This is a genomic window from Ruegeria sp. HKCCSP346, assembly GCF_017872595.1.
Taxonomy (GTDB): domain Bacteria; phylum Pseudomonadota; class Alphaproteobacteria; order Rhodobacterales; family Rhodobacteraceae; genus Ruegeria.
This window is the reverse complement of the sequence record NZ_JAEDOT010000012.1, coordinates 23,816-50,379: the sequence shown is the minus strand read 5'-3', so window position 1 is coordinate 50,379 and position 26,564 is coordinate 23,816. Positions and strand designations below refer to the sequence as shown.

Genomic DNA, 26,564 nt, shown 5'->3' with positions numbered 1-26,564 from the left:
CTTTCGCACTAAACTGCATCAGCGGATTTAATGGCTCATTTTTGTATAGAGTTCTTTGGGGAGGACAGGATTCATGTCGCAGTTGGTGATCTACGCCCTGCAAGTCGGTGGCGGAACGCTGGCGCTGACCTCGATGCCCGGACGCGGCGGAGATTACTCCAGCGATCTGGATATGATCGCAGCCTGGCAGCCGGGGCTTGTTGTTTCGATGACGACGGATGTCGAAATGCTTCAGGACGGGGCGCAGGAATTTGGAAGCGATATTCAAAGCCGCGCCAGCCGATGGGTTCACCTGCCGATCGAAGATTTCGGAGCGCCGACAAAAGCGATTGATGACGCGTGGCCGTCCGTCAGCGCCGCGGCCCGGCACGCGCTGTCCGGCGGAGGTCGCGTATTGGTACACTGCCGCGGGGGCTGTGGCAGGTCAGGTATGATTGTCCTGCGGCTGATGGTCGAATGCGGCGAAGGCGCGGACACGGCGCTGCAACGATTGCGGGCGGTGCGCCCTTGCGCCGTCGAAACGGATGCGCAACTGGCCTGGGCCTCTCGGCGTGCCCAGGCACAGGTCAGTCTGGACTCAGATTGAAATCTGCGCGGGCGCGCAAGCAGGTTTTCGAGGCCGGATCGTAGAAACTTCGATCATCGCGCAGGGTGGGGTTTTCACGACGCCGGATGGCATCGCACTGAACGTGTTTCCGAAGATCAGGTCGGCATAGCCGTTCAGCGGCTCAATCGCGGTTTCGGGCTGCGTCCCGCAAAAGACACGAATGCGGTCTGATTGCGCGCGGAAAATTGCATGACATCCTTCGCTGCAATGTGACAGCGCGCTGCTGCCCTCAATCTCGAAATCGTCACTTGTGGCCGAGGTCGCCTGGGCCATGGCTTCGGATATCGAGCGCGCCAGCCGCGCCAAAGCGGGACAGGTTTTGCCCGTCCGCTGACATACTGTTGCACTGAATTCATGTGTCTTTGTCTTCCAGATCATCCTGCGCCCTCCGCGCTTGGTGGACAGGATATTTGGGACAGGTGGGACAGCGTGATGCCGTCAGGACCTGCCCGGACACCCCGCCCGAGTTTCGGTTTCGTTTCCGATGGCAGGTCTCCTGACTTGCGGGTCATCGCTTTGCCGACCTTCCCAGCCTTTGGGCCAGTGGTGTTTCGGCATCGCTTACCGTTTACAGTTGCGGGGGCAGTCGCGGATTTGGTTGTTGCCTGCATGACCAGACATTACCGCACCGTGTTCCCTTTTCATCCCGACCCCTTGTGGAGGCCGGAAACCATCACACAACCGCTAGCGTTTGAGCACGCATCGAGTCAAGCCGATCTTTTGACCGGACGCTTGGTCATGCTGGATACGGTGTTGGTTCATGCATAGTGTCCAGGGCGTTGAGGTTCGGAAACAGGATTTACCAAGCGCAAAGCCAGAGATCATGTTGGACACAGAGCAAACGGTAATGACCGAAGAATTTCGCTTTCCGTCCGGGCAGAAAACACTGTCTGCCCGGTTGTACAGCCCGCTGTCTTCGCCCGAAATCGTCGTCGTGCTGAACAGTGCAACGGGTGTGCCGCGCGATTATTACCGTCATTTCGCACGATGGCTTGCTGCCGAGCAGGGTATGGCCTGCCTGACCTATGACTATCGCGATTACGGGCATTCCTTGACCGGCCGCCTGAAAGATTCGCGTGCGACCATGGCGGATTGGGCCTTGATCGACATGCCCGCGGCACGGGCAGAAATGCGCAGACGGTTTCCCGATTCGCAGCATTGGACCATCGGCCATTCGATCGGTGCGATGTTGGGGCCTGTGCAGCCGGATATCGATCTGATTGATCGCATGATCTGTGTGTGTTCGGGGCTGGTAACCCTAAGCGACCATCCATGGCCCTATCGTGGTTTGGCAGGATTGTTCTGGTATGGTCATGCCCCGCTTTTGGCCCGAGCCCTTGGCTACCTTCCCGGAAAGGCGATCGGGTTCGGCTCGGATCTGCCGGCATCGGTCTATTGGCAGTGGCGCAAATGGTGTACGGCGCCTTTGAACTATGTGCCTGAAATCGGGCATGAGTTACCTGCGGCGCAGTGGAAGGATTCTGGAACGCCCGTGGATTTGTTCACCTTCGAGGACGACCAGATGGTGCCGCCGGAAGCGGTTTGGCGGCTTGCGGATCTTTACGGCCCCGATGCCAACCGCCACCTGCTGAGCCCTGCCGATTTCGGGTTGCCCGAGGTTGGTCATATCGGAGCATTTGCCCGGCGCAATGCAGCGGTTTGGCCGCGACTGATCGCTTGATCAGACGCGGCGCAGGACGGGCCGGGCACCGTCCAACGATCACCGGTTGCGAAGTTTCTTTTCCTTCATGACGCCACGGACCATCTTGCCGAACGCTTTGTCCCGCGCCCGGGACTGCGCGACGGTTTCAGAATTGCGCTGATCTTCGCGCCGAAGCTTGCGCCACCGGTCCAATCGAGCCGGATCAAGCGTGCCCTGGCTTATTGCCTTTTGCACGGCACATCCGGGCTCGGAGCTGTGCTGGCAATCCGAAAAACGGCAGTCCCGGCTCAACTCGGCAAGGTCCGAGAAAACGTCGTCGATCCCGTCCCGAGCGTCCAGCAGGCGCAACGCGCGCATTCCGGGTGTATCGATCAACCAGCCACCGTTGCGCATCCGGTGCAATGCGCGTGCGGTCGTCGTGTGCCGGCCCCGCGCGTCATCCTCGCGAATGTCCGAGGTGGCGAGATCCTGATCGGTCATGGTATTGGCAAGTGTCGTCTTGCCAACGCCCGACGATCCAACCAGCGCTCCGGTCTGGCTTTTGGGGCACCAGGACAGAACCTTTTCAACCTCTGCCGGGTCCAGCGCGTTGATCGCCAGAACCGTCAGGAACGGATCCAGTGATTGCACCTGCCCCGAGAAACTGTCGGGGTCCGCCGATTTGTCGGCCTTCGTCAGAACAACGACCGGGTAGCACCCGGCCTGATGCGCAAGCGCCAGATATCGTTCCAGCCGGGGCAGTTTGAAGTCGGCATTGCACGAGCTGACGATGAACAGCACATCGACATTGGCTGCAATCAGTTGCGTCGCGGCGCCTGTACCCGCGGCGCGTCGGTGCAGCAGGCTGCGCCGGTCGAGCAAATGGCGCACGCGTTTGTCGTCATCGGCGAGAACCCAATCGCCAACAGCATAGCTGCCGGTCGTTTGATCGGGGGTCAGTAACGGGACTTCGCCGTCAGGGTTAAGCCCTATCAGGCGGTCCCGATGAACGGAAGTGATGCGAAAAGGCGTGCAGGAAGGATAAGCCGCGTGTTGCGCGGCAAAGTGAGAGGACCATCCCAGGTCCGAAAGTGCAAGAAACATTGGTTTGCCTGTCGTCAGAAACAGCACTCCCGACGGATGGCGATCGCTCATCCCCGGGTCATGTGTTCAGGCAGTCAGTCGATACCGTGAGGTCAGAACCGTGCTGCCCGAAGGGTCTTTGCTACAATCATAAAGCCCTCCTGCGGCCAAGGTTCGTAAAGTGAGAGGTTGGACATCGACCCAAGCGGGGCTCGTTGTGGCTGCTTCCTTCCGGACCTGACCAGGTTGGCGAGGCGCTCGCCCGCGCCAACCTCTCGACTCTGGATATAGGGAAGGCTTCGGCAAAAGACAACCCGTCAGAGCGTCAGCCGAATGCGTGCAAAACCGTTTTCGTCAGGTTCCAGTATCCTGGGGGCAAACCTGTTCAATTCGTCGATATGCTTCAACGCACCGGGACCGGTCCGAAGAATGGTCGTCACCCCCGATTTCGGCATCAGAGAGAACGGGTAAGGTTGCCGGGCCAATGGGTCGGGTGGCAGGCGGTGCGTCATGTAGTCCCGCAAAATGTCCCGGATATCCAGCGGGGGCAGATCGATGGCCGGGGCCGACGACACATGCGGGAAATGTCCGCCCCCGCTTGCGCGATAATTATCGAGCGCGACGACAAATGCCTGATCGGGTTGCACAGCCTGGCCTGCGCAAGTCAGATGATGCACCCGCCTGTGGCCGGGATGGATCATTTGCCCCCCGACATCGTAACGCGCCGGTTGCGACGGGTCGATCTGATAGGACAGGCCAAAGATGACATCGAAATTGTATCCCGCCCGATCCCGGTCGAATAGCTCTGCCTCGGCGTCGGGGAATTGTTGGTTGAATGCGCTGGCTGACATCTCCAACCACTCCAGCAGCTGCGCGCCCGTGATCTGAACCGCGCGCAATTCGTTTGGAAAGACATGCAGGTCCGCCACGTGACGCAGACAGATTTCGCCGGGCGGCACGTCCGTATAGTGCCTGGGGCCAGAGCGTCCGCCGCATTTGGCCGGCGACGCGGCTGACAACAGCGGCAGCTCTGCAAGCGTGGTGCCGTGTAAAAAAGGGCGCAACGCGGCTGCCTGTGCGGCGGCCACAAGCGTCAATCCACGATCCGGCGCACAGAAGCTGAAATAGCTGTGCAATGTGTCCGAGACGCGCGCAACGGGCGCGGCCATGTCCTGACGGGTCTGCTGATGTGCGGGTTCAACCAGATGCGCGAATTCCAAATCTTCGCCAATCGCGGTGCCGCCCACCGAAACCGGGCGCAATTCGGCGTGGCTGTCGACAACACGCAGCCCCGACTGGGGCTCTAGGGTAACGGCCAGATCGATTACTCCAAGATATGCGCCTGCCGAACCGGGCATGACAACCGGCGTTCCATGCACCAGCCCTTTCACGTAATCCACATTCGGGGTTTGCGCGCTGGTGCGTGCGGGAAGGGTCAGGTGCGTGTGCCCGGCGACGACAGCGTCGATGCCCTCGATCGCGGCTAGGGGAATAACGGCATTTTCAGTGTCGGTCGCTGTGTCCGGGTGTCCAAGCCCGGAATGGGCGAGCGCCACGATCAGATCGCACCCCTTTTCGCGCAAGATACGCGTCAGGGACTGTGCCGCGACAACGATGTCGTCCGCCTCTACGGTTTCGTTCAGATTGTGTTCTTCCCAACGTGTTGTCTGCGGTGGCAGAACCGAAAACACGCCGACGCGAATGGGCACATCCTTGTCTCCCACCGACACGACACGGTCAAGGATCGCAAAACGCTGCCAAGATTGGTGTTCTCCGGACCGATGAAGATTGCCGCACAGAACCGGGCACGGGGCTTGTGCAAGGGTCTTGTCCAATGTCGGCAGCCCGAACCCGAAATCATGGTTGCCCAAACCAATCGCATCATAGTCCAGCGCCTTGAATGCCTGCATCATCGGGTGGGGATTGTCGTTCCGAACGGCCCATTCGCCCATCGGCGTTCCCTGAAGCGAATCCCCGTTGTCGAACATCAGCACCAGCGCGTCTGTGGCCTCGTGTCGGGCCTTGCGGATCAGGCTGGCGGTGCGTGTCAGCCCAAGCGTCGGGTCCGGTGTGTCCGCGTAATAGTCAAAACCAGTCAGATGCATATGCACGTCGGAGGTGGCAAGAATACGAATACAGCCACGGTCTTTTGTGGGTTGCACCTGCGTCGATGGGGTTTGCTTCACTTTTGTTGTTCTGCTTTTGAGTGTGGTAATGGGCTAAAATCATCAAAACGCAGTCTAGATGATTTTTCCGGGGCCGCCATGCGGCTTTTCGGTGGCGTGTCCCTGCGTTTTGCGCCTTGAATTGCCATTGCAACAGGGCCTGAGACATGGCAGCCCTGTGCGCAAGACCAGAAGGAATTCCAATGAAAAACGCAGAGCAGGTGACTTTCGGCGGCTCGGGCCTGAATCGGGCAGCGCATCTTCGTGGGGATTCAGAGAAGCTGTCCGAGATGGCGGGCGACCCTGCTGCGCGATGCATATTGTTGTGGCGAGGCAAGCTTCTGGTCGTGGGCGCGGCGCTGGATCAGCTTGCCCTGACGCAGATGACCCACCCGCTGGTATGCGATGGCCCCGGCGGCGTGATCGAAGCACCGGTTTTTTTGGGCCTGAGCGCAGAGGGCGCACCCCTGTTTGCCGCAGATATCTCGGCCTGGGGGGCAGAGGGATTGGATCTGACCGGCCTGGGAGAGTTCGTGGACAGATCCGAACAGCAGCACCCGGATTTGCCTGAAGGGCATGTTTTTGCCGAGCTCCGCCGGATCATGGCGCGATTGTCGCCTCGTGATGCCGAGTTGGCCGCATCGGCCAAGGCGGTTGTCGGTTGGCACGAAACACATCGCTTCTGTGCTCGCTGCGGCGCAGCCAGCGATATGTCGCAAGCGGGATGGCAGCGCAGTTGCCCGTCATGCGGCGGGCAACATTTTCCGCGCACGGATCCGGTTGTGATCATGCTGATTACGCATGCGGACAGCGTGCTTATGGGGCGGTCTCCGGGTTGGCCCGAGGGAATGTTTTCCTTGCTGGCGGGATTTGTCGAACCCGGCGAAACGCTCGAAGCGGCGGTGCGCCGCGAAGTGATGGAAGAGGCAGGCGTACCGGTTGGTGCGGTGTCGTACCTGTCCAGCCAGCCCTGGCCGTTCCCGGCATCCCTGATGTTCGGATGCGCCGGCGAGGCCCTGTCGCGTGACATCGTTATCGATCCGGTCGAGATCGAAGAGGCGATGTGGGTCAGCAAATCCGAAATGATGCAGGCATTTGCCGGCGAACATCCCCGGTTGTTGCCGGCTCGCAAGGGGGCTATCGCTCATTTTCTGCTTCAGAACTGGCTTGCGGATACGCTGGACTGAAGAAAAACTGGTCAAGCCATAAACAGCAAAGGTCATTATGCAGTTTTCAGCGCGCGAAGATATCGAAGCCCCGATCAATTCGGTGTTCGACATGGTGTCGGATTTCGAAAGGTTCGAACGTATGGCGATGCGTCGTGGCATCGACGTGCGGCGTCTGGACACTGATGCGATGGTGGTTGCCGGCACTGAATGGAAAACCGAATTCAAGTTGCGTGGAAAGCCGCGCCAGATGTCGGTGGTGATGACGGATTTCGACAAGCCGTCGCAAATGCGGTTCGAGGCGGCCAGCAAAGGGATGACCGGCCTGACGACAGTAGATTTTCTGGCCTTGTCTCCGCGCCGGACACGCCTGAGCATCGAGATGTCCTTGGCCGCAAAGTCCTTGCCCGCGCGGTTGCTGTTGCAGTCCATGAAGCTTGGACAGTCAAAGTTCCGCAAGCAATTCCAGGTGCGGTTCAGCGAGTTTGCGCGTGAACTGGAACAGCGTCACCTGCACGGGGCGTGAACGGCGTCCGCTGGGCTGATCGGGGCAAGGATTGGAAAAGAAACCTCGGATGTCGCACATTATTTTTCTGCATGGCGCATCAAGCAGTGGAAAATCGACAATCGCGCGGGCTTTGCAGCAGAAGATAGAGAAGCCGTTCTGGCATATCTCGATCGACCACCTTCGCGATTCTGGTGTTCTGCCGCTGGATCGCTATCGCCGTGGCGAGTTCGATTGGTCCGACGACCGATCGACTGTCTTTGATGGGTTTCATCAGTCGCTAGCTGCCTACGCGGCCTCGGGCAACAATTTGATTTTGGAACATATTCTGGATACGCCGGGGTGGGACAAAGATTTGCGCGACCTCTTGCGCCCGTTTGATGTTCTGTTCGTAGCTGTCCATTGCCCGGTTCCCGAGTTGAACGCGCGCGAACGATTACGCGGCGACCGTCCGGTGGGAAGCGCCCAGCGGGACCAAACCATGATCCATGCTGGTAGAGTTTACGATATCGAGATTGATTCCATGGACGGCATTGAAGCCAACGTGCAGACAATTCTTCAGGCATGGCGCAGTGACCTGCGCCAATCGGAATTCAGCCAGTCTTTCGCGTGACCTGTCAGCCGCGAGGATGGGCCGCAGGGTAGACGCCAAGAACCTCGACATTGGTCGTGAAGTGTTCCAGTTCGTCCATTGCCAGCTGCACGTTGCGGTCTTCGGGATGTCCAACAATATCCGCATAAAACTGCGTTGCCGTGAAGGACCCGTCGACCATATAGCTTTCCAGCTTGGTCATGTTGATCCCGTTGGTGGCAAAGCCACCCATGGCCTTGTACAGCGCGGCCGGGATGTTGCGGACCTGAAACACGAAACTGGTGATCATCCCATGATCGCCCCGGCGGGACAAATCCGTTTCGCGTGACATGACAAGAAAGCGGGTCGTGTTGTCGTCATTGTCCTCGATATGGCGGGCCAGCACGTTCAGGTCGTAGATTTCAGCCGCAAGCTCGCTGGCCAGAGCGGCGGAATGCAAGTCCCCGATTTCGGCCACTTCGCGCGCGGCGCGGGCATTGTCGGGACTGACACGGCCACGAATACCGTGTTCTTTCAGAAATTCTGAACATTGCGGCAGCAGCACCAGATGCGAATGCGCTTCGGTGATGTCTTCCAGTTTTGCGCCGGGTACACCAAGAAGGTTGATGTGAACACGCACGAACGCTTCATCGATGATGTGAAGCCCGCTATGGGGTAACAGCCGGTGAATATCGGCAACCCGACCGTAGGTCGTATTTTCGACCGGCAGCATCGCCAGATCGGCCGCGCCCGAGCGAACTGATTCGATCACATCCTCGAATGTGCGGCAGGGCAAGGCCTCCATTTCGGGTCGTGCGTTGCGGCAGGCCTCGTGACTGTAGGCGCCGGGTTCGCCCTGAAAAGCAATGCGATTGGTCATTTGGTCGATTCCATGCAACAAGTTCGCGATTTGGTCGTTTCGTCGCGGTGTCTATACCTTGCCTCTCGCAAGTGGAAGCCTTAGACACCTGCGCAGACAGCTGAAATGGACACGCGATCAATGTTCGACACGATGACAGTTACGAAGGCCGCCGCAGGCCTGTTCGGCACTTTCCTGGTGCTGCTTCTGGCCAAATGGGGGGCTGACATCCTCTATTCTTCCGGTGGCCATGGCTCGGCTGAGGCCGCCTACATTATCGAAACCGAAAGCTCGGGCGAAAGCGCCGACGGCGAAGAAGTGGTCTTTGAAGATCTGCTGGCCGCCGCTGACGTTGAGAAGGGCGCGAAAGTATTCCGCAAGTGCACCGCGTGCCACAAGCTGGAAGACGGGGCGAATGGAACCGGCCCTTACCTGTATGGCGTAGTTGATCGCCCGGTTGCCTCGGCAAAAGGTTTCACCGGTTACTCAGCCAGTATGCAGGCCCATGGCGGCAACTGGACGCCCGAAGCGTTGGATGCCTTCCTGGAACGCCCAAGCGCCTATATCTCGGGAACATCGATGAGTTTTGCTGGCTTGAAAAAACCTCAGGACCGCGCGGACTTGATTGCTTATCTGCAGACAATTGGCAACTGATTGCCTGAGAGACCATTGAAGTTCAGAGCCGCTGCCCCGCGCAGCGGCTTTTTTTGTCTGAAGGGAACTTCACAAAGCGCTCACGCATTCTAAACTTGAAACTGTCAGCGTTGGCACATTAGCTAGCGTATGCGACATAAAAGATTACAATAACCCAGAGGATGAGCCCCATGATATCCCTAATGCCTGCTGCATGTGATCTTAAGGTCAGGCCATTGGCTGGCATATTCGGGCTTTGTGCTGTTCTGCTCTCACCGCAAGCTGCTTTGGCATTGGATGAGGGGGTTACCCGCAGTCATGGATATTCGTATTTCGGCAATCTGGATTACCCTGCTGACTATCCGCATCTGAATTACGTGAATCCAGATGCGCCCAAAGGTGGTGAGTTGTCCTTGGCGGCTTCGGGGACGTTCGATTCCTTGAATCCCTATTCCCGCAAGGGGCGCGCAGGCGCCTTGACGACGCTGCAATATGACCGCCTGTTCGAAAGCTCTGATGACGGTGTCGGGCAGTATTACGGCGTGCTGGCGGAAAGTCTGGAATATGATGAAGGGCGCAACTACGTCATTTTCCATTTGCGACCCGAAGCAACCTTTTGGGATGGCACGCCGGTGACGGCCGAAGATGTTGTCTACAGCCATCGCCTGTTCATCGAACAGGGCCTGCCTTCCTACGCCCAAGCCGTGGGCCGCATGGTGACGGGGGCCGAAGCGCTGGATGATCACACGGTCAAATTCACGTTCAATCCGGAAGTCACCCGCCGCAGTTTGATCGAGACCGTCGGGTCGACCCCCGTCTTTTCGAAAGCATGGTTCGAGGCGGACGAGTCCCGGCGTCTGGATGAGCCGCGTCTGGAAGTGGCGGTCGGCTCGGGTCCCTATAAACTCGACAGCTATGACATCAATCGCCGTATCGTTTACAAGCGACGTGACGACTATTGGGGTAAGGATCTGCCATTCAATGTCGGTCGCAACAATTTCGATACCATTCGCGTCGAGTATTTTGCCGATCAGACAGCGGCGTTCGAGGGGTTCAAGGCCGGTGAATACACGTTGCGGATTGAAAGCGATCCCAAGCTTTGGGCGACGGCGTATGATTTTCCGAAGCTGAACGAAGGTGTGATCGTACGGGACGAGATACCGGATGGCAGCCCGCCAACACCGTCTGGCTTCGTCTTCAATCTCGGAAAACCGCAGTTTTCCGACAAGAACGTACGCAAGGCCCTTGCCTTGGCCTTCAATTTCGAATGGGCAAATGAATCCCTGCTGTTTGGTCTGAATTCACCGCGCAATTCCTTTACACAAGGCACCCCGCTGGAAGCGCAAGGCCTGCCCGAGGGCGATGAACTGGCGTTTCTTCAAGCGCTGGGTGAGGTTGTGCCCGAGGACCTTCTTTCAGAACCTGCCGTGACGGTTCACGAGTCAAACCCCGCGCGCCTGAACGATCGCAGAAATCTGCGAAAAGCCGCGAAACTGCTGGACGAGGCCGGGTGGCCGGTCGGCGATGGCAACGTGCGGCGTAACGCGGAAGGGCAGACACTGAAGGTTAATATCCCCTATCCTTCAAACCTGCCGACTTCGACGGCCACGATGATTGAAACCTATGTCCAGAACCTGCAAGCCATTGGCGTGGATGCGTCGGCGGAAAAGGTTGACCCGGCGCAATACACGCTGCGCAGCCGCGAGCGGGACTATGACATGGTCTATTCCACTCGTTACGGGTCTTTTTTGTCGACCGGTGGCGGGTTGAGCCAGATGTACGGGTCGGAAGAGGCCGCATTCAGTCTTTTCAACCCGGCCGGATTGGCAAGCCCATTGGTTGACGCAATCATCGAAGCATCCTTTGATACTGACAATCAGGCGGATCAGGACATGGCGTTGAAGGCGTTGGATCGCGCTTTGCGGTACGAGTTCTTCGTGATCCCCGTAGGATACATCGCTGACCACTGGGTGGCATATTACGATATGTATGAATACCCGGAAAACCTGCCGCCTTATTCGCTGGGCTATTTGGATCTGTGGTGGATCAATCCGGAAAAAGAGGCTGCACTGAAAGCGAAAGGCGCGCTGCGATAACATGGGCGCCTATATTCTAAGACGTTTGTTGCTGATCATCCCGACCCTTCTGGGCATCATGATCGTCAACTTCACGCTGGTACAATTCGTGCCTGGCGGGCCGGTTGAACAGATCATTGCCCAGATCGAAGGTCAGGGGGATGTTTTCGCCGGTTTTGCGGGTGCGGGCGATGCCGGCGCGGGGTCAGAGCCGGCGGGCGGCGTTTTCGACGACAAATATGTCGGTGCACGGGGCCTGCCGCCCGAGTTCATTGCTGAACTTGAAAAGGAATTCGGCTTCGACAAACCGCCCCTGGAACGTTTTCTGATCATGATGGGCAACTATCTGACGCTGGACTTCGGCGAGAGCTATTTCCGCTCGATCAGCGTGATTGATCTGGTGCTCGAGAAAATGCCAGTCTCGATCTCGCTGGGCCTGTGGTCAACGCTTATCGCCTATCTGGTTTCGATCCCTCTGGGCATTCGCAAGGCGATCAGGGACGGTTCGCAGTTCGACACGTGGACCAGCGCAGCGATCATCGTGGCCTATGCGATCCCTGGCTTCTTGTTTGCCATTCTGCTGCTGGTGCTTTTTGCCGGTGGATCCTATTGGCAGATCTTCCCGCTTCGGGGGCTGACATCTGACAACTGGGACAGCCTGAGTCTTTTTGGCAAAATCGCAGATTATTTCTGGCATATTGCGTTGCCGACCATCGCGCTGACGATCTCGGCCTTTGCGACGCTGACGCTGCTGACCAAGAACTCGTTTCTCGATGAGATCAAAAAGCAATATGTCATGACCGCCCGCGCCAAAGGTCTGAGCGAACGCAAGGTGCTGTATGGCCATGTGTTCCGCAACGCGATGCTGATCGTCATAGCCGGATTTCCGGCCGTGTTCATAGGCGTGTTCTTCGGAGGCTCGATCATCATCGAAACGATCTTCTCACTTGATGGTCTGGGACGTCTGGGTTTTGAAGCTGCCGTGGCGCGGGATTACCCGGTGATCTTCGGCACGCTGTTCATCTTTGGCCTGATGGGCCTGGTCGTCGGTATCATCAGCGACCTGATGTATGTGCTGGTCGACCCGCGCATCGATTTCGAAAAGCGGGAGGGGTAAATGGCATTGTCCCCCCTGAACCAGCGCCGCTGGAGCAATTTCTGCCGCAACAGGCGCGCTTTCTGGTCATTGATCATTTTCTCAGTGCTGTTCGGTCTGTCGCTGTTTGCCGAGTTCATCGCCAACGATAAACCGATCCTCGTGAAATACCGGGGTGAGTTCTATACGCCGGTCTTCAACTTCTACGCGGAAACCGATTTTGGCGGAGACTTCCAGACGGAGGCGATCTATCGCGACCCCGAGGTTCAGTGCCTGATAGACAGCGGCGGCCATGAAGAATGTTTTGACGATCCTGAAGGCATTATCGAACAGATCGACGCCGGCACGTTCCAGGCGGAAGGGTTCGAGCGTGGCTGGTCGATTTGGCCGTTGATCCCTTATTCCTACAACACATCGGTCGATCGCCCCGGGGCTGCGCCCTTGCCACCCAACGGCCAGAACCTGCTGGGCACCGATGACACCAAGCGCGATGTGCTGGCAAGGGTGATTTACGGCTTCCGCCTGTCGATCCTGTTCACGCTGATCGTGACGGGCGCCGCCAGTCTGATCGGTATTTTCGCCGGTGCCATACAGGGCTTCTTCGGCGGTTGGCTGGATCTGATCTTTCAGCGGATCATCGAGATCTGGTCAGCGACGCCCTCGCTTTACGTCATCATCATCATGTTCGCGGTGCTGGGGCGCAGCTTCTGGCTGCTGGTCGCGTTGATGATCCTGTTCAGCTGGACCGGGCTGGTTGGCGTGGTGCGCGCAGAATTCCTGCGGGCGCGAAACCTTGAATATGTGCGCGCTGCGCGGGCGCTGGGCGTGGGCAACATGACCATCATGTTCCGCCACATGCTGCCCAACGCGATGGTGGCCACGCTGACCTTCATGCCCTTCATCGTCACGGGCACCATAGGCGGGCTGGCTTCGCTGGATTATCTGGGTTTTGGCCTTCCCTCTTCGGCCCCCTCGCTGGGAGAGCTTACCTTGCAGGCGAAACAGAACCTTCAGGCCCCGTGGCTGGCCTTCACGGCCTTTTTCACCTTTGCCATCATGCTGTCCCTGCTGGTCTTCATCTTTGAGGGCGTGCGGGATGCGTTCGATCCCAGAAAGACCTTCTCATGAGCCTGCTGGATGTAAACAACCTGAAGGTCTCGTTCCGGCAGGACGGTCAGATCAGTGCTGCGGTTCGGGGCGTGTCGTTCCATGTCGATCGCGGGGAAACCGTGGCGCTGGTGGGCGAATCCGGATCGGGCAAATCTGTCACCGCGCTCAGTACCGTATCGTTGCTGGGCGACAGCGCCATCGTCGAAGGGTCCGTCACCTATGACGGGCAGGAGATGATCGGCGCCTCGGAGCAGCGCCTGATGGACGTGCGCGGCAATGACATCAGCTTCATTTTCCAAGAGCCGATGACATCGCTGAACCCGCTGCACACGATCCAGAAGCAGATGGCGGAATCGTTGGCCCTGCATCAGGGGGTGACGGGTGATGTCGCGCGCGAACGGATTCTTGAACTGTTGAACAAGGTCGGTATCCGCGACCCCGAAGACCGGCTGGACAGCTATCCGCACCAGTTGTCAGGCGGACAGCGGCAGCGGGTGATGATCGCCATGGCGCTGGCGAACAAGCCGGACATCCTGATCGCCGATGAACCGACGACGGCGTTGGATGTAACCATTCAGGCACAGATCCTCGAGTTGCTGGCCAGTTTGCAGAAATCCGAAAACATGGGGATGCTGTTCATCACCCACGATCTGGGCATTGTGCGCCGGATCGCTGATCGGGTCTGTGTGATGAAGGATGGTGAGATCGTCGAGACCGGTGCGACTGCCGAGATCTTCGACAACCCGCAGCACCCCTATACCCGCAAGCTCCTGGCCGCGGAACCTTCGGGTCAGCCAGACGCCGTTGCAACAGATGCCGAGGAAGTCGCGCGCACCGATCATCTGAAGGTCTGGTTCCCGATCCAGCGGGGATTTCTGAAACGCACGGTCGGCTATGTGAAGGCGGTGAATGACGCCTCGCTGAGTGTACGCGCGGGTGAGACTTTGGGGATCGTGGGTGAAAGCGGGTCGGGCAAGACCACGCTGGCGCTGGCGATCATGCGTCTGATCGCGTCCGAAGGCGGCATCACCTTCCGCGATCAGGATGTTCGAAAATGGTCCACGCGCGAGCTGCGCCGACTGCGCAAGGATATGCAGATCGTGTTTCAGGACCCGTTCGGCAGCCTCAGCCCACGTATGACCTGTCAGCAGATCATCGCGGAAGGTCTGGCCATTCACAACGTCGATCCTCATCGCGCGCCGCGCGAGCTGGTCGCTGAGGTGATGACCGAAGTGGGCCTGGATCCTGCGGCGATGGACCGATATCCGCACGAGTTTTCGGGCGGTCAGCGTCAGCGCATAGCCATTGCGCGCGCGATGGTCTTGCGGCCCAAGCTGCTGGTTCTGGACGAACCGACCAGCGCGCTGGACATGACGGTTCAGGTTCAGATCGTCGATCTGCTGCGCGATCTGCAAAAGAAATACGGGCTGGCGTATCTGTTCATCAGCCATGACCTGAAAGTTGTGCGGGCGATGTCGCACAAGGTGATCGTCATGCGAAACGGAGATGTGGTTGAAATGGGCACGGCCGAGGATTTGTTCGAAAATGCCCAGACCGACTATACCCGCGAATTGATTGCTGCGGCGGGCTGAGATCAGCCCGCCATCGTCAGGCCATCAGGCGCTGGCTTTTTCTTTGGCCGCCGTTTTCGGCACCGGCCCGCGCAGTTCTTCATAGTGATCAAAGCTCAGCTTGACCCACCCGGTTCCGCGCGTGGCACTGGCAAGAGTGCGATGCAACTCATCTTCGGCAACGGAGGGAATCAGAGCGTTGAAAATCTCCCAGCCTGATGCGTTCGGGTTGCCCTCAAATCCCAGAACCTGCCCTTGCAGAGAGCTGATCGTCGGCACGAGGTCGCCGACAAAATCAGAAGGCAGGTGGATTTCAGCGTTCAGGATCGGCTGCAAAACAACGGGCTTGGCCTGAGGCAGCGCTTCGCGCACGGCGTTCTTGCCCGCGGTACGGAAGGCATAATCCGAACTGTCTACGTTGTGATGCTTGCCGTCATGCAGCGTGACCTTCACATCCACCACCGGAAAACCCTCGGGGCCTTGCTCCAGCGCGTCTCTGGCGCCCTGTTCCACGGATGGAATGTAATTCTTGGGCACCGCGCCGCCCTTGACCACCTCTTCGAACTGGAACCCAGATCCGCGCGGCAGCGGCGCGACCGAGATCACCACATCCGCGAACTGCCCAGCCCCGCCGGATTGTTTGCGGTGTCTGTGGCGATGTTCGACAGGTGTTCGGATGGTTTCGCGATAGGCGGTTTCGACCGGGTCGGCTTCAATCTCGATCCCGAAATCCTCGGCCAGCTTGGCGGTCACGCGTCGCATGTGCTGCGGACCTTGAGACCCAAGAACGGCGTGGCCGGTAAGCTCATCCTGTTGCAGGTGAAGGCCGGGGTCGATTTCGGCCAGACGGCTCAGGGCGTTTGACAGGCGCACATCGTCCCGCTCATGCGCGGGCGAGACAATCTGACGATGCGCCACCGGATGCGAGGCCGCCCATTCCGGCAGTTCCGTCGCCGAATTGCTGTCGTAGATGTAGCCGGGTTCGAGGTGATCGGATTTCACCGCCAGACCAATCTGCCCGGCCTCCAGCGTGGCGATCTGGGTTTTGGCATCCAGCGTTGTCAGATTGCCGACGGTCTCACCGCCCAAGGCTTCATGGGCTTGCACACCGTCCCCCAGGCCGCGCAGAACCACGATTTTTCCGATGTGCTTTTTGACATCCGCAAAACCGGCAATGGCGCGGGCGCTGTCTGCGGCCTCGTCGCGCCCGGCGGCGATGTCAAATTCGGGGGCTTCGTGCCGCAGCGCCTTCATCAGACGCGTCAGCCCGTTGCCGTGACTTGCGGCACCCAGGCAGGCGGGAATCAACTGATGGTTCTTCAGGACCTGTGCCGCCAGATCATAGACCTCGCCACTTGGCGGCTGTTTGTCTTCGATCAGCTGTTCCAGCAGGTTGTCATCAAAATCGGACAGGGTTTCGAGCAGCTCGGTTCGCGCTTCCTGCTCGCGGTCTTCGACGGATTGAGGCAGTTCGATCAGGGCCGAGGGCTGACCCTCCTGATATTTCCAGGCCCGTTCCGAGATCAGATCAACCGCCCCGATGATCGTATCCCCTTCGCGGATCGGTACCTGACGCAGGGCAATGTGGTGGGTGCAGTATGTTTGCAGAGCGGCGATGATATCGCGGACGCGGCCATTGGGGTTGTCCATCCGGTTGATGAACAGAAAACAGGGGATGCCGGCCTCTTCGACCAACCGCAGGTAGGGCGCGCACAGAACGGCGGCATTTGGGTCTGGGGGCACCACGACCACGGCGGCGTCCGAAATCGCCATTGCGGGGCCAACATAGGCCAGCGCATCGCCGCCCCCATCGACGTCGATCGCGCACCAGGGCTCGTCCAGGTAAGAAAAACCGTGCAAATGCACGGTTCCGGAAACGTCGAATGTGGTGGGGCGCCCGTCGAGGCGGCTGATGGCCTCGACAAGCGTAGATTTGCCCGATTGGCTGGGCCCGAGGACGGTGAAAACGCGCATGAGTGTTGTCCCTCTTTCAGGTTGCAGATTGGCTACACGAAAGGGACCGACCGACGCGTTGGCGCCGACAAGGGTTGTCTGTATTTTGCCCGCCTCAGACCGCAGAGCGAGATGCCGCCCTACAGCATGAGTGTGGGAAAAACCGCAGGCGTGCGTCAAGCCCCTGATGTGTTTTGCGCGTCACGGGCCGAATGTTGCCCGCCGAAAAAGGGTCAGATGGCCGAGCTGTGCCCGGCTTTGCTGAGGTCATAGGCGTCAAAGCTGCGGGCGATCATCCGGGTCAGCGCGCGCGCTTCGGGCGGTATGAAAAGCCCGGCTTCAGTGATTTGCAGCATCCCGTCGAAAGATGCATTGGCTGCGTGATACATCTCGTCCAGGTCAGAGGCCGAAATATCGTGATCCCGCAGGATTTCTGCTGAGTCGATCTTGAAATCGCACATCAATGCTTCGATCAGGCGGGCACGCAGAATGTCCTGACCTTTGAAAAGGTGCCCTCGGGATGTCGAAAACTGCCCATCGCGAATGGCTTTGGTATGGGCAGAGGTGGCCGGAGCGTTCTGCGCGTAACCTTGCGGGAAGCGCGAGATCGAGCTGGCCCCGACACCAATCAGAACATCGGCCTGATCGTCGGTGTAACCCTGGAAGTTCCGCTTGAGGCGGCCCGCGCGCAACGCGTGGGTCAGCCCGTCATCCTGAGTGGCGAAATGGTCGATGCCGATTTCGGCATAATTGTCCCAAAGGAACAAACGCCGGGCTGTGTCGAACAGTTCAAGGCGTTGTTCGGGCGTTGGCAGTGCGTCCGACGGAATCAGCTGCTGCCGCTTGGCCATCCAGGGTACGTGGGCATAACCATAAAGTGCCACGCGATCCGGGCTGAGCGACAGGAGTTTCTGTACGCTTTCCGTCATGCGCGCCTTGGTCTGATGTGGCAGACCATAAAGAATATCCGCATTCAGGCTGGTGATGCCACGTTCACGGATCATGTCGATAGCGTCGCGCGTGGTGTCATAGCTTTGAATACGGCCTATGGTTTTCTGGATTTCGTCATCGAAATCCTGCACCCCAATCGAGGCGCGGTTCATGCCCGCGTCAGCCAGCGCATCCAGACGCGCCTCGTCAATCTCGTTCGGATCGATCTCGACCGAGAATTCGGCATCCGGCCCCATGGGGACGATACCCAGGATGTGTTGTGCCAATTCGCGCATCAATTGGGCGTTCAGCAACGTTGGTGTGCCGCCGCCCCAGTGCAGACGCGACAGGACCACACCCTCAGGCAGACGTGCCGCCAGAAGGTCCAGTTCGGCTTTCAGAACATCGACATAGGCGATTACCGGGTTGTCGGTTTGTGTGCCTTGTGTCCGGCAGGCGCAGAACCAGCATAACCTGCGGCAGAATGGGACATGAATGTACAGCGAAATTGCACTGCCGGGTTTGATCCCGGAAATCCAGTCGCCAAACATATCTGCTCCCACGTCGTTGTTGAAGTGGGGGGCGGTGGGGTAGCTTGTGTAACGCGGTACTTTCGCGTCAAAAAGTCCAAGCTTTGCCAATTGTGGTTTCACTATCATGGCGATACCCTTATGCGACAGGCGACACAGGTGCTTTGATGGAGATCAAGTGGGAACGCGCATGACAGTAAAAGCACAATTTGACCATTCAAATTGCGGAGATTGCCCGATTCGTCATCGCGCCGTCTGTGCCCGTTGTGATGCCGATGAGCTGGAAGAGCTTGAAAGCATTAAATATTACCGCAGTTTTGAGGCGGGTCAGACGATTATCTGGTCTGGGGATCAGATGAGTTTTGTCGGCTCGGTTGTGGCCGGAATCGCGTCGTTGACCCAGACAATGGAAGATGGCCGCACCCAAATGGTTGGTCTGCTGCTGCCAAGCGACTTTGTTGGCCGCCCGGGTCGCGATACTGCGCCTTATGATGTTCAGGCCACGACGGATGTCGTGATGTGCTGTTTCCGCAAGAAACCGTTCGAAGAGTTGATGGACCACACCCCGCATATCGCCCATCGTCTTTTGCAGATGACTTTGGACGAGCTTGATGCCGCCCGCGAGTGGATGCTGGTTCTGGGGCGCAAAACGGCGCGTGAAAAGATTGCCAGTTTGTTGTCAATTATCGCCCGCCGGGACGGTTCAATCAGTCAAAAAGCTGTATCAGGACCCATTGTGTTCGACCTGCCCCTGACCCGAGAAGCAATGGCGGATTACCTGGGATTGACATTGGAAACGGTCAGTCGCCAGATATCAGCTTTGAAAAAAGACGGGGTGATCACGCTTGAAGGAAAGCGGCACGTGACCATCCCCGATTTGGGCCGCCTGATGGAAGAGGCGGGTGACGATTCGGATGGCGGCTTTCCGGTCTGACGTAATAGGCTTTTGACCACTGACAGCCGCCGCAGTCTTTTTCGCGGGATATCTAATTCAGGAGCTCGGCATGGAATTTACCAGTTTGTTGGCAATGCTTTTGGTCGGCGCAATCGCCGGTTGGCTTTCCGGAAAGATCATGGAGGGCAGGGGTTTTGGCCTTTTCGGAAACATAGTTGTCGGAATCGTAGGCGCGTTTCTGGCGGGGTTGATATTTCCGGCGCTTGGATTTGCCGTTGGCGGCGGCCTGTTGTCGTCTATCCTATTCGCAACAGCAGGTGCCGTGATCCTGTTGTTCCTGATAGGCCTGATCCGCAGAGGATGACAAAAGAGAGGATGACAAAAGCCGCCAAGTCGGGCGGCTTTTGATGGGCGTATCAATGGGCCAGGAATACCGGTACGCCAGACTGCTCCAGCATGTTGCGTGTTGCGCCGCCCAGAATGGCCTCGCGAAAACGGGAATGACCGTAAGCGCCCATGACGATCAGATCCGATTCTGTATCGGATGCGTGACGGTTGAGAATATCCGACACGCGCGTCATGCTTTTGCTTAGCACATCAATCTCACATTTGACCCCGTGACGGGACAGCATCTGTGACAGCATTCCGCCCGGATCAGACCGGTCCGGACCATGGCGAGGCGGATCGATGACCACGATTCGGACCAGCTCGGCCTGTTTCAGGAAGGGCAGGGCGTGACGAATGGCGCACATGGCCTCTACGCTTTCGTTCCAACCTATCATGATATTGCGCGGCACCGTCAGGGGCTCGACGTCGTCCGGTACGACCAGAACCGGGCAATGCCCTTCGAACATGGCGGCTTCGATGATGGGCTCGGCCTCGGCACCGCGGTCTTTTCCATAAGGGTGCGGCAGGACCACCAGATCGGAAAACCGTGCCCTATGCGCGACATGGCGTCCGATATCGGCAATCTGCGCGACACCATGCTCGGCGGACCAGCGAACGCCGGACTTGCCAAGGTAGTCATTGGCAAAGTTTAACAGCTCCTGGGCCTCGGCGTTGGCCCGGCTCAGTGTTTCCTGAACGATCAGCGCATTGGCACCCGCATAGTAGTAACCTGTCTGACTGCGATCGACGCCAAGGCACAGGGCTTCGGCATGTGCATCCTGCGATTCCGCCAGGGCCACCATCTGCGCCAGAGCGGCGGGTGCTGTCTGCGTTTCGGTCATGACAGTGAGTAGAGATTTGTAAGTCATTGCGACCTCATGATTCGGGCATTTGGTCTCATGTGACCAGTTGGCCTGTTTCCTTTACAATGCGTGTCACAGAAAACGCAGAACTGTCTTGATACAGATCAAAGCAGTAACAGCCGCCGTGCTTCAGAACGGCAGCCAGTCAAATGGGTTTCGCGCGTATAAGAATCAAAAACGCGCGGGGCATGGCAAAGGGACGCAATATGTCGAATTACATCAAGCTGATCGTGCTTGGTCTGATCGCGCTGTTTGCAGCGATCGGAACCAATTATGCACGCGATTTGGCGTATCAGGTACATGCACTGCTGGTGATGCTTATCGCCGGTGGCCTGTTTATCTGGACGCTTCGAAACACTGACGAGCCAGATATTCTAGTCGACCGCTCGGGCGAATACATGGATGACGTGATCCGCTATGGCGTGATCGCAACCGCCTTCTGGGGCGTGATCGGGTTTCTGGCCGGGACCTTCATCGCATTTCAGCTGGCTTTTCCGGTGCTGAACTTTGAATGGGCACAGGGGTATCTGAATTTCGGTCGTTTGCGTCCGCTGCATACGTCGGCAGTGATTTTTGCCTTTGGCGGCAACGCATTGATCGCAACGTCGTTCTACGTCGTTCAGCGTACCAGCGCGGCGCGGCTTTGGGGCGGCAATCTGGCCTGGTTCGTTTTCTGGGGCTATCAGCTGTTCATCGTGCTGGCGGCGACGGGTTATGTTCTGGGCGGAACGCAGTCCAAGGAATATGCCGAACCTGAATGGTATGTCGATCTGTGGCTGACCATTGTCTGGGTCGCCTATCTGGCTGTCTACTTGGGTACGATCATAAAGCGGAAAGAACCCCACATATATGTGGCCAACTGGTTCTATCTGGCCTTTATCGTCACCGTCGCCATGCTGCATCTGGTCAACAACATGACCGTTCCTGTCAGCATCTGGGGTTCGAAATCGGTCATCGTCTGGTCGGGCGTGCAGGATGCCATGATCCAGTGGTGGTATGGCCACAACGCGGTGGGCTTTTTCCTGACTGCCGGCTTCCTGGGCATGATGTACTACTTCATTCCGAAGCAGGCCGAGCGTCCGGTGTTCTCGTACAAGCTGTCGATCATCCACTTCTGGGCGCTGATCTTCCTGTACATCTGGGCCGGCCCGCACCACCTGCATTATACTGCGCTACCTGACTGGGCCTCGACGCTGGGCATGGTGTTCTCGGTGATCCTGTGGATGCCGTCCTGGGGTGGTATGATCAACGGTCTGATGACCCTGTCGGGCGCGTGGGACAAGCTGCGCACCGACCCTGTGATCCGGATGATGGTGATCTCGGTCGGCTTCTACGGCATGTCCACCTTCGAAGGCCCGATGATGTCGATCCGCGCGGTGAACTCGCTGTCGCACTACACCGACTGGACAATTGGTCACGTGCACTCGGGCGCGCTGGGCTGGAACGGCATGATCACCTTTGGTGCGCTGTACTTCCTGGTGCCCGTCCTGTGGAAGCGTGAGCGTCTGTACTCGCTGCAGATGGTCAGCTGGCACTTCTGGCTCGCCACAATCGGCATCGTTCTGTACGCCGCGTCGATGTGGGTCACCGGTATCATGGAAGGCCTGATGTGGCGCGAAGTGGATGCCAACGGCTTCCTGGTGAACTCGTTCGCCGACACCGTGGCTGCCAAGTTCCCGATGTATGTGGTGCGTGCTCTGGGTGGCGTGATGTTCGTCGCCGGTTCGCTGATCATGTGCTACAACCTGTGGATGACTGTGCGGAAAGCGCCGGCCAAAGAGGCCAGCCTGACCGTCGCGGTCCCGGCTGAATAAGGAGGGCCGGAGCAATGGCAATTCTCGACAAACACAAGATCCTCGAGACCAACGCGACCCTCCTGCTGATCTTCAGCTTTCTGGTCGTGACCATCGGTGGCATCGTACAGATCACCCCGCTGTTCTATCTTGAGAACACAATCGAAAAGGTGGAGGGCATGCGCCCTTACACCCCCCTCGAGATGGCGGGTCGCGAGATCTACATCCGCGAAGGCTGCTATGTCTGCCACAGTCAGATGATCCGTCCGATGCGGGATGAGGTCGAACGCTATGGCCACTACTCGCTGGCGGCGGAATCGATGTACGATCACCCGTTCCAGTGGGGGTCCAAACGGACCGGACCGGATCTGGCGCGTGTCGGTGGCCGCTATTCCGATCAATGGCATGTCGACCACCTGCGGGATCCGCAATCCGTTGTGCCTGAATCGGTGATGCCGAAATACGGCTTCCTCGAACATCGCAAAATTGACGGCAAGTACATCGGTGATGTGATGGCCGCCAATGCTCTGGTCGGGACGCCTTATTCCGAAGAGATGCTGGAAAACGCACAAGCCGACTTCCTCGCTCAGGCTGACCCGGACAGCGACTATGACGGGCTGCTGGAGCGCTATGGTGACAAGGTCAACGTGCGCAACTTCGACGGCCAGCCCGAGTTGACCGAAGCTGATGCGTTGGTTGCCTATCTTCAGATGCTGGGCACGTTGGTCGATTTCTCGACCTTCACCCCGGACGCAAGCCGCTAAAGGAGGATCGTGATGGAAGAATACACAATTCTCAGGCAGTTCGCGGATAGCTGGATGCTGCTGCTGTTGTTCGCCTTCTTCGTTGGTATCGTCATCTGGGTTTTCCGCCCCGGTGCCAGCAAGGAATACAAGGACACCGCCAACATCCCCTTCCGGCATCAAGACAAACCCGCCACATCCAAGGAGGCGCGGCAATGAGCAAGACACCTGAAAAACAGCCGGGTGATCCGAACACAACCGGGCACAGCTGGGACGGGATCGAAGAGTTCGACAACCCGATGCCGCGCTGGTGGCTGTGGACCTTCTACGCCACTATCTTCTGGGGCGTGATCTACACGATCATGTATCCAGCATGGCCCCTGGTCCAGTCGGCCACCGCCGGCGTCATGGGCTGGTCTTCACGGGCTTTGGTCCAGCAGGAGATGGTCGCATTCGAAGAGGCAAATGCACCCTGGAACGCCAAACTGGTGGAAACACCGCTGGAAGACATCGCGCAGGACGCTGAGCTTCAGCAATATGCCGTGAACTCTGGCGGTGCCGTGTTCCGTACATGGTGTGCGCAGTGCCACGGTTCCGGTGCGCAGGGCGCGCCGGGTTTCCCGAACCTGCTGGATGACGCCTGGCTGTGGGGTGGTACGATGGAAGATATCGTCTACACCGTCAGCTATGGTATCCGGAACGAAGAAAGTGACGATGCGCGCTATTCCGAGATGCCTGCCTTCGGTGAAATCCTGGAGCATGACGAAATCACGCAGGTGGTTCAGTATGTCATGTCGCTGAGCAATGCTCAGACCGATGACGCGGCGGCACAGGCGGGCAAGGTTGTCTTCGAAGACAACTGCGTGTCCTGCCATGGTGAAGATGGCAAAGGTGACATCTTCCAGGGGGCACCGAACCTGACCGACGCGATCTGGCTTTATGGCGGTAGCGAAGAAGCTCTGACCGAAACAGTGACCTACAGCCGCTTTGGCGTCATGCCGAACTGGGATACCCGCCTGACCGAGGCGCAGATCCGTGCGGTATCCGCCTATGTCCACCAGTTGGGTGGTGGCCAGTAAGACCTAGAGGGCACCTTCGGGCGGCTGGCCGCCCGAAGGCTGTAGCACCGGCTGTTCCATCTGTTCGCGCGTTTCCTGAACAGCCGGTGCTTTTTTACACTGAATTCCTTTTGTTTTGCCATTCTGTTCTTCGCAACGACGGCTTATCACCCGCGTTCGGGCAGGGCTGACCCGGGGCTGCGACAATTGGTCGGTACTTGGAAAACTGCATGTACCACGTGCAGCTGGTATCGCGCCACAAGCAGATTTTCCGCCAAAATAGGCTCAAAATCGGGTAAAATACCTGATTTCCAGCCTCGGTAAGAAGGGCGGATCTTCAAAAGATGTTTGCTCGATGCGCTTTTTGACCCATGTCAAAGTTCGCCTAGGCATGATCTGGAACAAGACGTCTTCAGAAGACCCATTTGTGGAGCCAGCCAGTGAGCGATTCCGATCCCGCCCCCAGCCTTTACGCCGCGCGTGAGCCGATTTTTCCAAGACGTGTTTCGGGGCCGTTTCGAAACCTGAAATGGATCATCCTCATCGTGACGCTGGGCATTTACTATGTGACGCCCTGGATCAGATGGGATCGCGGCCCCAGCCTGCCTGATCAGGCTGTCCTGCTGGATCTTGCAAATCGACGTTTTTATTTCTTCTGGATCGAGATCTGGCCGCACGAATTCTACTTTGTCGCTGGTCTGCTGATCATGGCAGGTTTGGGTCTGTTCCTGTTTACGTCGGCTCTGGGTCGCGTTTGGTGCGGATACGCATGCCCGCAAACCGTCTGGACGGACCTGTTCATTCTGGTCGAGCGGTGGATTGAAGGCGACAGAAACGCCCGCCTGCGCCTGCACCGTCAGGAAAAGCTTGATTTCCGAAAGGCTCGCTTGCGGGTCACCAAATGGGCGGTCTGGTTTCTGATCGGTTTGGCGACAGGTGGTGCCTGGGTGTTCTATTTCGCGGATGCACCCACGCTGGCCCGTGATCTTGTGACGGGCAACGCGCATCCCGTTGCCTACACGACGATGTTGATCCTGACGGGTACAACCTTCTTCTTCGGCGGGTTCGCCCGCGAGCAGATCTGTATCTATGCCTGCCCTTGGCCGCGCATTCAGGCGGCGATGATGGATGAGGACACGCTGGTTGTCGGCTATCGTGAATGGCGGGGTGAACCGCGCGGCAAAGGCAAGCGGACGGCCGATTCTGAGTTGGGGGATTGCATCGACTGTATGGCCTGCGTGAATGTCTGCCCTGTCGGGATCGATATTCGGGATGGCCAGCAGCTGGAATGTATCACCTGTGCCCTTTGTATCGACGCGTGTGATGACATGATGGCCAAGATCGGAAAGCCACGAGGGCTGATCGACTACATGGCGCTGAGCGATGAAGCCCATGAGCGATCCGGCGAGCCCGCCAAGAATGTCTGGAAGCACATTCTGAGGCCGCGTACGATTTTGTACACCGCATTGTGGGCGCTGGTCGGGTTCGGGCTGCTGTTTGCGCTCTTCATCCGTTCTGACATTGATCTGACTGTTGCACCGGTTCGCAACCCCACTTTCGTCACCCTGTCGGACGGTACAATCCGCAACACCTATGACGTTCGTCTGCGCAACAAGCACGGTGAGGACCGTCTTTTCAAACTGTCATTGGCGGGCGATCCGGCGATGCGACTGGAAATCGAGGGAACCAATATCGATACTGTGAATGTCACGGCGGATACGGCACAATTGACCCGTGTATATATCGTGGCCTCCCGCAATAGCGATCCGGCCGCAGCAGATGCGACACCAGTACGGATCTGGGTCGAAGACCTCAGCAGCGGCGAACGCGCCTACAAGGACACCACGTTCAACGGACGAGGGAACTGATCATGGCCGAACGTAAATTCACCGGAAAGCACGCCCTTGCCGTGTTTGTCGGCGCTTTTGGCGTGATCATCGCGGTGAACCTCGTGCTGGCGTACAATGCGGTGAAAACCTTTCCCGGGCTGGAGGTCAAGAACTCCTACGTCGCCAGCCAGGAGTTCAACGAGCGCCTGAAAGAGCAGCAGGCGCTGGGCTGGACAGTTCGGGCGGAAACCAAAGGCGGCCTTCTGATCCTGCACATCACCGACGAAAGCGGTGCGCCGGTTGAGGTGAGCGAATTGCAGGCCGTGGTCGGTCGGGCAACCCATGTGCGCGACGACTTCGTGCCGGATTTTACGTTCGACGGTACAGCCTATGCCACGCCTGCTACACTGGGCAAGGGCAACTGGAACATCCGGTTGGTGGCGCGTGACGGAAACGGCGCCGAATTCTCGCAGCGCGTCCCGCTTTACGTAAAGGGGTAA

25 protein-coding genes, 1 other RNA gene and 1 riboswitch are annotated in these 26,564 nt (G+C 58.3%); of the genes, 18 read left to right on the top strand and 8 right to left on the bottom strand.

From position 1 onward, the window contains the following. Positions 1–73 precede the first annotated feature (73 nt). Positions 74–586, top strand: coding sequence for a dual specificity protein phosphatase family protein (locus I9185_RS19730; protein ID WP_171638284.1), 513 nt, complete (start codon positions 74–76; stop codon positions 584–586). Here I9185_RS19730 and I9185_RS19725 read toward each other — a convergent pair. Continuing rightward, positions 578–985 (bottom strand): hypothetical protein, encoded by a 408-nt coding sequence (locus I9185_RS19725; RefSeq protein ID WP_210093882.1) that lies wholly within the window; start codon positions 983–985, stop codon positions 578–580. The two genes, I9185_RS19730 and I9185_RS19725, sit on opposite strands and share 9 nt — an antisense overlap. A gap of 90 nt (positions 986–1,075) precedes the next feature. Next, positions 1,076–1,297, bottom strand: a riboswitch (cobalamin riboswitch). Positions 1,298–1,454: 157 nt separating this feature from the next. Here I9185_RS19725 and I9185_RS19720 point away from each other — a divergent pair. Then, positions 1,455–2,288, top strand: a complete 834-nt coding sequence (locus I9185_RS19720) for a hypothetical protein (protein WP_348539753.1) — start codon at positions 1,455–1,457, stop codon at positions 2,286–2,288. Between the two features lie 39 nt (positions 2,289–2,327). Here I9185_RS19720 and rsgA read toward each other — a convergent pair whose 3' ends face one another. The 3 genes from rsgA to I9185_RS19705 all read right to left on the bottom strand — a co-directional run bounded on the left by rsgA (position 2,328) and on the right by I9185_RS19705 (position 5,518). Continuing rightward, positions 2,328–3,404, bottom strand: coding sequence for a ribosome small subunit-dependent GTPase A (rsgA, locus tag I9185_RS19715; protein WP_245223646.1), 1,077 nt, complete (start codon positions 3,402–3,404; stop codon positions 2,328–2,330). A 107-nt stretch (positions 3,405–3,511) separates the two neighbouring features. Then, positions 3,512–3,610: signal recognition particle sRNA small type (gene ffs / locus I9185_RS19710), an RNA gene on the bottom strand. Positions 3,611–3,649: 39 nt separating this feature from the next. After that, positions 3,650–5,518, bottom strand: coding sequence for a bifunctional 2',3'-cyclic-nucleotide 2'-phosphodiesterase/3'-nucleotidase (locus tag I9185_RS19705; protein ID WP_348539752.1), 1,869 nt, complete (start codon positions 5,516–5,518; stop codon positions 3,650–3,652). A gap of 182 nt (positions 5,519–5,700) precedes the next feature. On the opposite strand from I9185_RS19705, the gene nudC reads away from it, so the two are divergent. The 3 genes from nudC to I9185_RS19690 are packed head-to-tail and all read left to right on the top strand — an operon-like array spanning position 5,701 to position 7,781. Continuing rightward, positions 5,701–6,684 carry an NAD(+) diphosphatase gene (nudC, locus tag I9185_RS19700; RefSeq protein WP_210093881.1) on the top strand — a complete coding sequence of 328 codons (984 nt, stop codon included), beginning with the start codon at positions 5,701–5,703 and terminating at the stop codon, positions 6,682–6,684. A 37-nt stretch (positions 6,685–6,721) separates the two neighbouring features. Further along, a complete protein-coding gene (locus I9185_RS19695) occupies positions 6,722–7,189 on the top strand; it encodes an SRPBCC family protein (protein ID WP_171638278.1) in 468 nt (155 codons plus the stop codon). Between the two features lie 49 nt (positions 7,190–7,238). Further along, on the top strand, positions 7,239–7,781 hold the full coding sequence (locus I9185_RS19690) for an AAA family ATPase (protein ID WP_171638276.1): 543 nt from the start codon (positions 7,239–7,241) through the stop codon (positions 7,779–7,781). Positions 7,782–7,785: 4 nt separating this feature from the next. Here the strand turns inward: I9185_RS19690 and I9185_RS19685 are convergent, their stop codons facing one another. Then, complete coding sequence (locus tag I9185_RS19685) at positions 7,786–8,619, bottom strand: prephenate dehydratase (RefSeq protein ID WP_171638275.1); 834 nt, start codon at positions 8,617–8,619, stop codon at positions 7,786–7,788. Positions 8,620–8,739: 120 nt separating this feature from the next. On the opposite strand from I9185_RS19685, the gene I9185_RS19680 reads away from it, so the two are divergent. From I9185_RS19680 to I9185_RS19660, 5 genes are all read left to right on the top strand, one after another. Beyond that, the gene (locus tag I9185_RS19680) at positions 8,740–9,252 is read left to right on the top strand and encodes a cytochrome c family protein (protein WP_152459925.1); all 513 of its coding nucleotides are present in this window, start codon (positions 8,740–8,742) and stop codon (positions 9,250–9,252) included. A 170-nt stretch (positions 9,253–9,422) separates the two neighbouring features. Beyond that, entirely contained in the window at positions 9,423–11,327 is a 1,905-nt protein-coding gene (locus I9185_RS19675; protein WP_171725108.1) for an extracellular solute-binding protein, read from the top strand. Between the two features lies 1 nt (position 11,328). After that, positions 11,329–12,423: a microcin C ABC transporter permease YejB gene (locus I9185_RS19670; protein ID WP_152459198.1), complete on the top strand. Its 1,095-nt coding sequence runs from the start codon at positions 11,329–11,331 to the stop codon at positions 12,421–12,423. After that, complete coding sequence (locus I9185_RS19665; protein ID WP_210093880.1) at positions 12,424–13,530, top strand: ABC transporter permease; 1,107 nt, start codon at positions 12,424–12,426, stop codon at positions 13,528–13,530. Next, positions 13,527–15,104, top strand: coding sequence for an ABC transporter ATP-binding protein (locus I9185_RS19660; RefSeq protein WP_171207017.1), 1,578 nt, complete (start codon positions 13,527–13,529; stop codon positions 15,102–15,104). Before I9185_RS19665 ends, I9185_RS19660 begins: the two co-directional genes overlap by 4 nt. Before the next feature lie 24 nt (positions 15,105–15,128). On the opposite strand, the gene I9185_RS19655 is transcribed toward I9185_RS19660, so the two are convergent. Next, a complete protein-coding gene (locus I9185_RS19655) occupies positions 15,129–17,057 on the bottom strand; it encodes an elongation factor G (RefSeq protein WP_171725111.1) in 1,929 nt (642 codons plus the stop codon). Positions 17,058–17,269: 212 nt separating this feature from the next. Beyond that, positions 17,270–18,625, bottom strand: coding sequence for an oxygen-independent coproporphyrinogen III oxidase (hemN, locus tag I9185_RS19650; protein WP_171725112.1), 1,356 nt, complete (start codon positions 18,623–18,625; stop codon positions 17,270–17,272). Between the two features lie 61 nt (positions 18,626–18,686). Between hemN and I9185_RS19645 the strand changes: the two genes are divergently transcribed. Together I9185_RS19645 and I9185_RS19640 are read left to right on the top strand one after the other, a co-directional pair. Next, positions 18,687–19,430 (top strand): transcriptional regulator FnrL, encoded by a 744-nt coding sequence (locus I9185_RS19645; protein WP_171638263.1) that lies wholly within the window; start codon positions 18,687–18,689, stop codon positions 19,428–19,430. 70 nt (positions 19,431–19,500) lie between these two features. Beyond that, positions 19,501–19,755, top strand: coding sequence for a GlsB/YeaQ/YmgE family stress response membrane protein (locus I9185_RS19640; RefSeq protein ID WP_152459192.1), 255 nt, complete (start codon positions 19,501–19,503; stop codon positions 19,753–19,755). 52 nt (positions 19,756–19,807) lie between these two features. Here I9185_RS19640 and I9185_RS19635 read toward each other — a convergent pair whose 3' ends face one another. Further along, entirely contained in the window at positions 19,808–20,647 is an 840-nt protein-coding gene (locus I9185_RS19635; protein ID WP_171638259.1) for a universal stress protein, read from the bottom strand. A 200-nt stretch (positions 20,648–20,847) separates the two neighbouring features. Between I9185_RS19635 and ccoN the strand changes: the two genes are divergently transcribed. The 6 genes from ccoN to I9185_RS19605 all read left to right on the top strand — a co-directional run bounded on the left by ccoN (position 20,848) and on the right by I9185_RS19605 (position 26,564). Then, a complete protein-coding gene (gene ccoN / locus I9185_RS19630; RefSeq protein WP_171638257.1) occupies positions 20,848–22,455 on the top strand; it encodes a cytochrome-c oxidase, cbb3-type subunit I in 1,608 nt (535 codons plus the stop codon). A 14-nt stretch (positions 22,456–22,469) separates the two neighbouring features. Continuing rightward, positions 22,470–23,198, top strand: coding sequence for a cytochrome-c oxidase, cbb3-type subunit II (gene ccoO / locus I9185_RS19625; protein WP_152459189.1), 729 nt, complete (start codon positions 22,470–22,472; stop codon positions 23,196–23,198). A 12-nt stretch (positions 23,199–23,210) separates the two neighbouring features. After that, entirely contained in the window at positions 23,211–23,396 is a 186-nt protein-coding gene (locus tag I9185_RS19620) for a CcoQ/FixQ family Cbb3-type cytochrome c oxidase assembly chaperone (protein ID WP_050605006.1), read from the top strand. Continuing rightward, on the top strand, positions 23,393–24,256 hold the full coding sequence (gene ccoP / locus I9185_RS19615; RefSeq protein WP_171638254.1) for a cytochrome-c oxidase, cbb3-type subunit III: 864 nt from the start codon (positions 23,393–23,395) through the stop codon (positions 24,254–24,256). The genes I9185_RS19620 and ccoP overlap by 4 nt, the downstream gene beginning before the upstream one ends. Positions 24,257–24,675: 419 nt before the next feature. After that, entirely contained in the window at positions 24,676–26,103 is a 1,428-nt protein-coding gene (gene ccoG / locus I9185_RS19610) for a cytochrome c oxidase accessory protein CcoG (RefSeq protein ID WP_171638252.1), read from the top strand. A gap of 2 nt (positions 26,104–26,105) precedes the next feature. Continuing rightward, the gene (locus tag I9185_RS19605; protein WP_171638250.1) at positions 26,106–26,564 is read left to right on the top strand and encodes a FixH family protein; all 459 of its coding nucleotides are present in this window, start codon (positions 26,106–26,108) and stop codon (positions 26,562–26,564) included.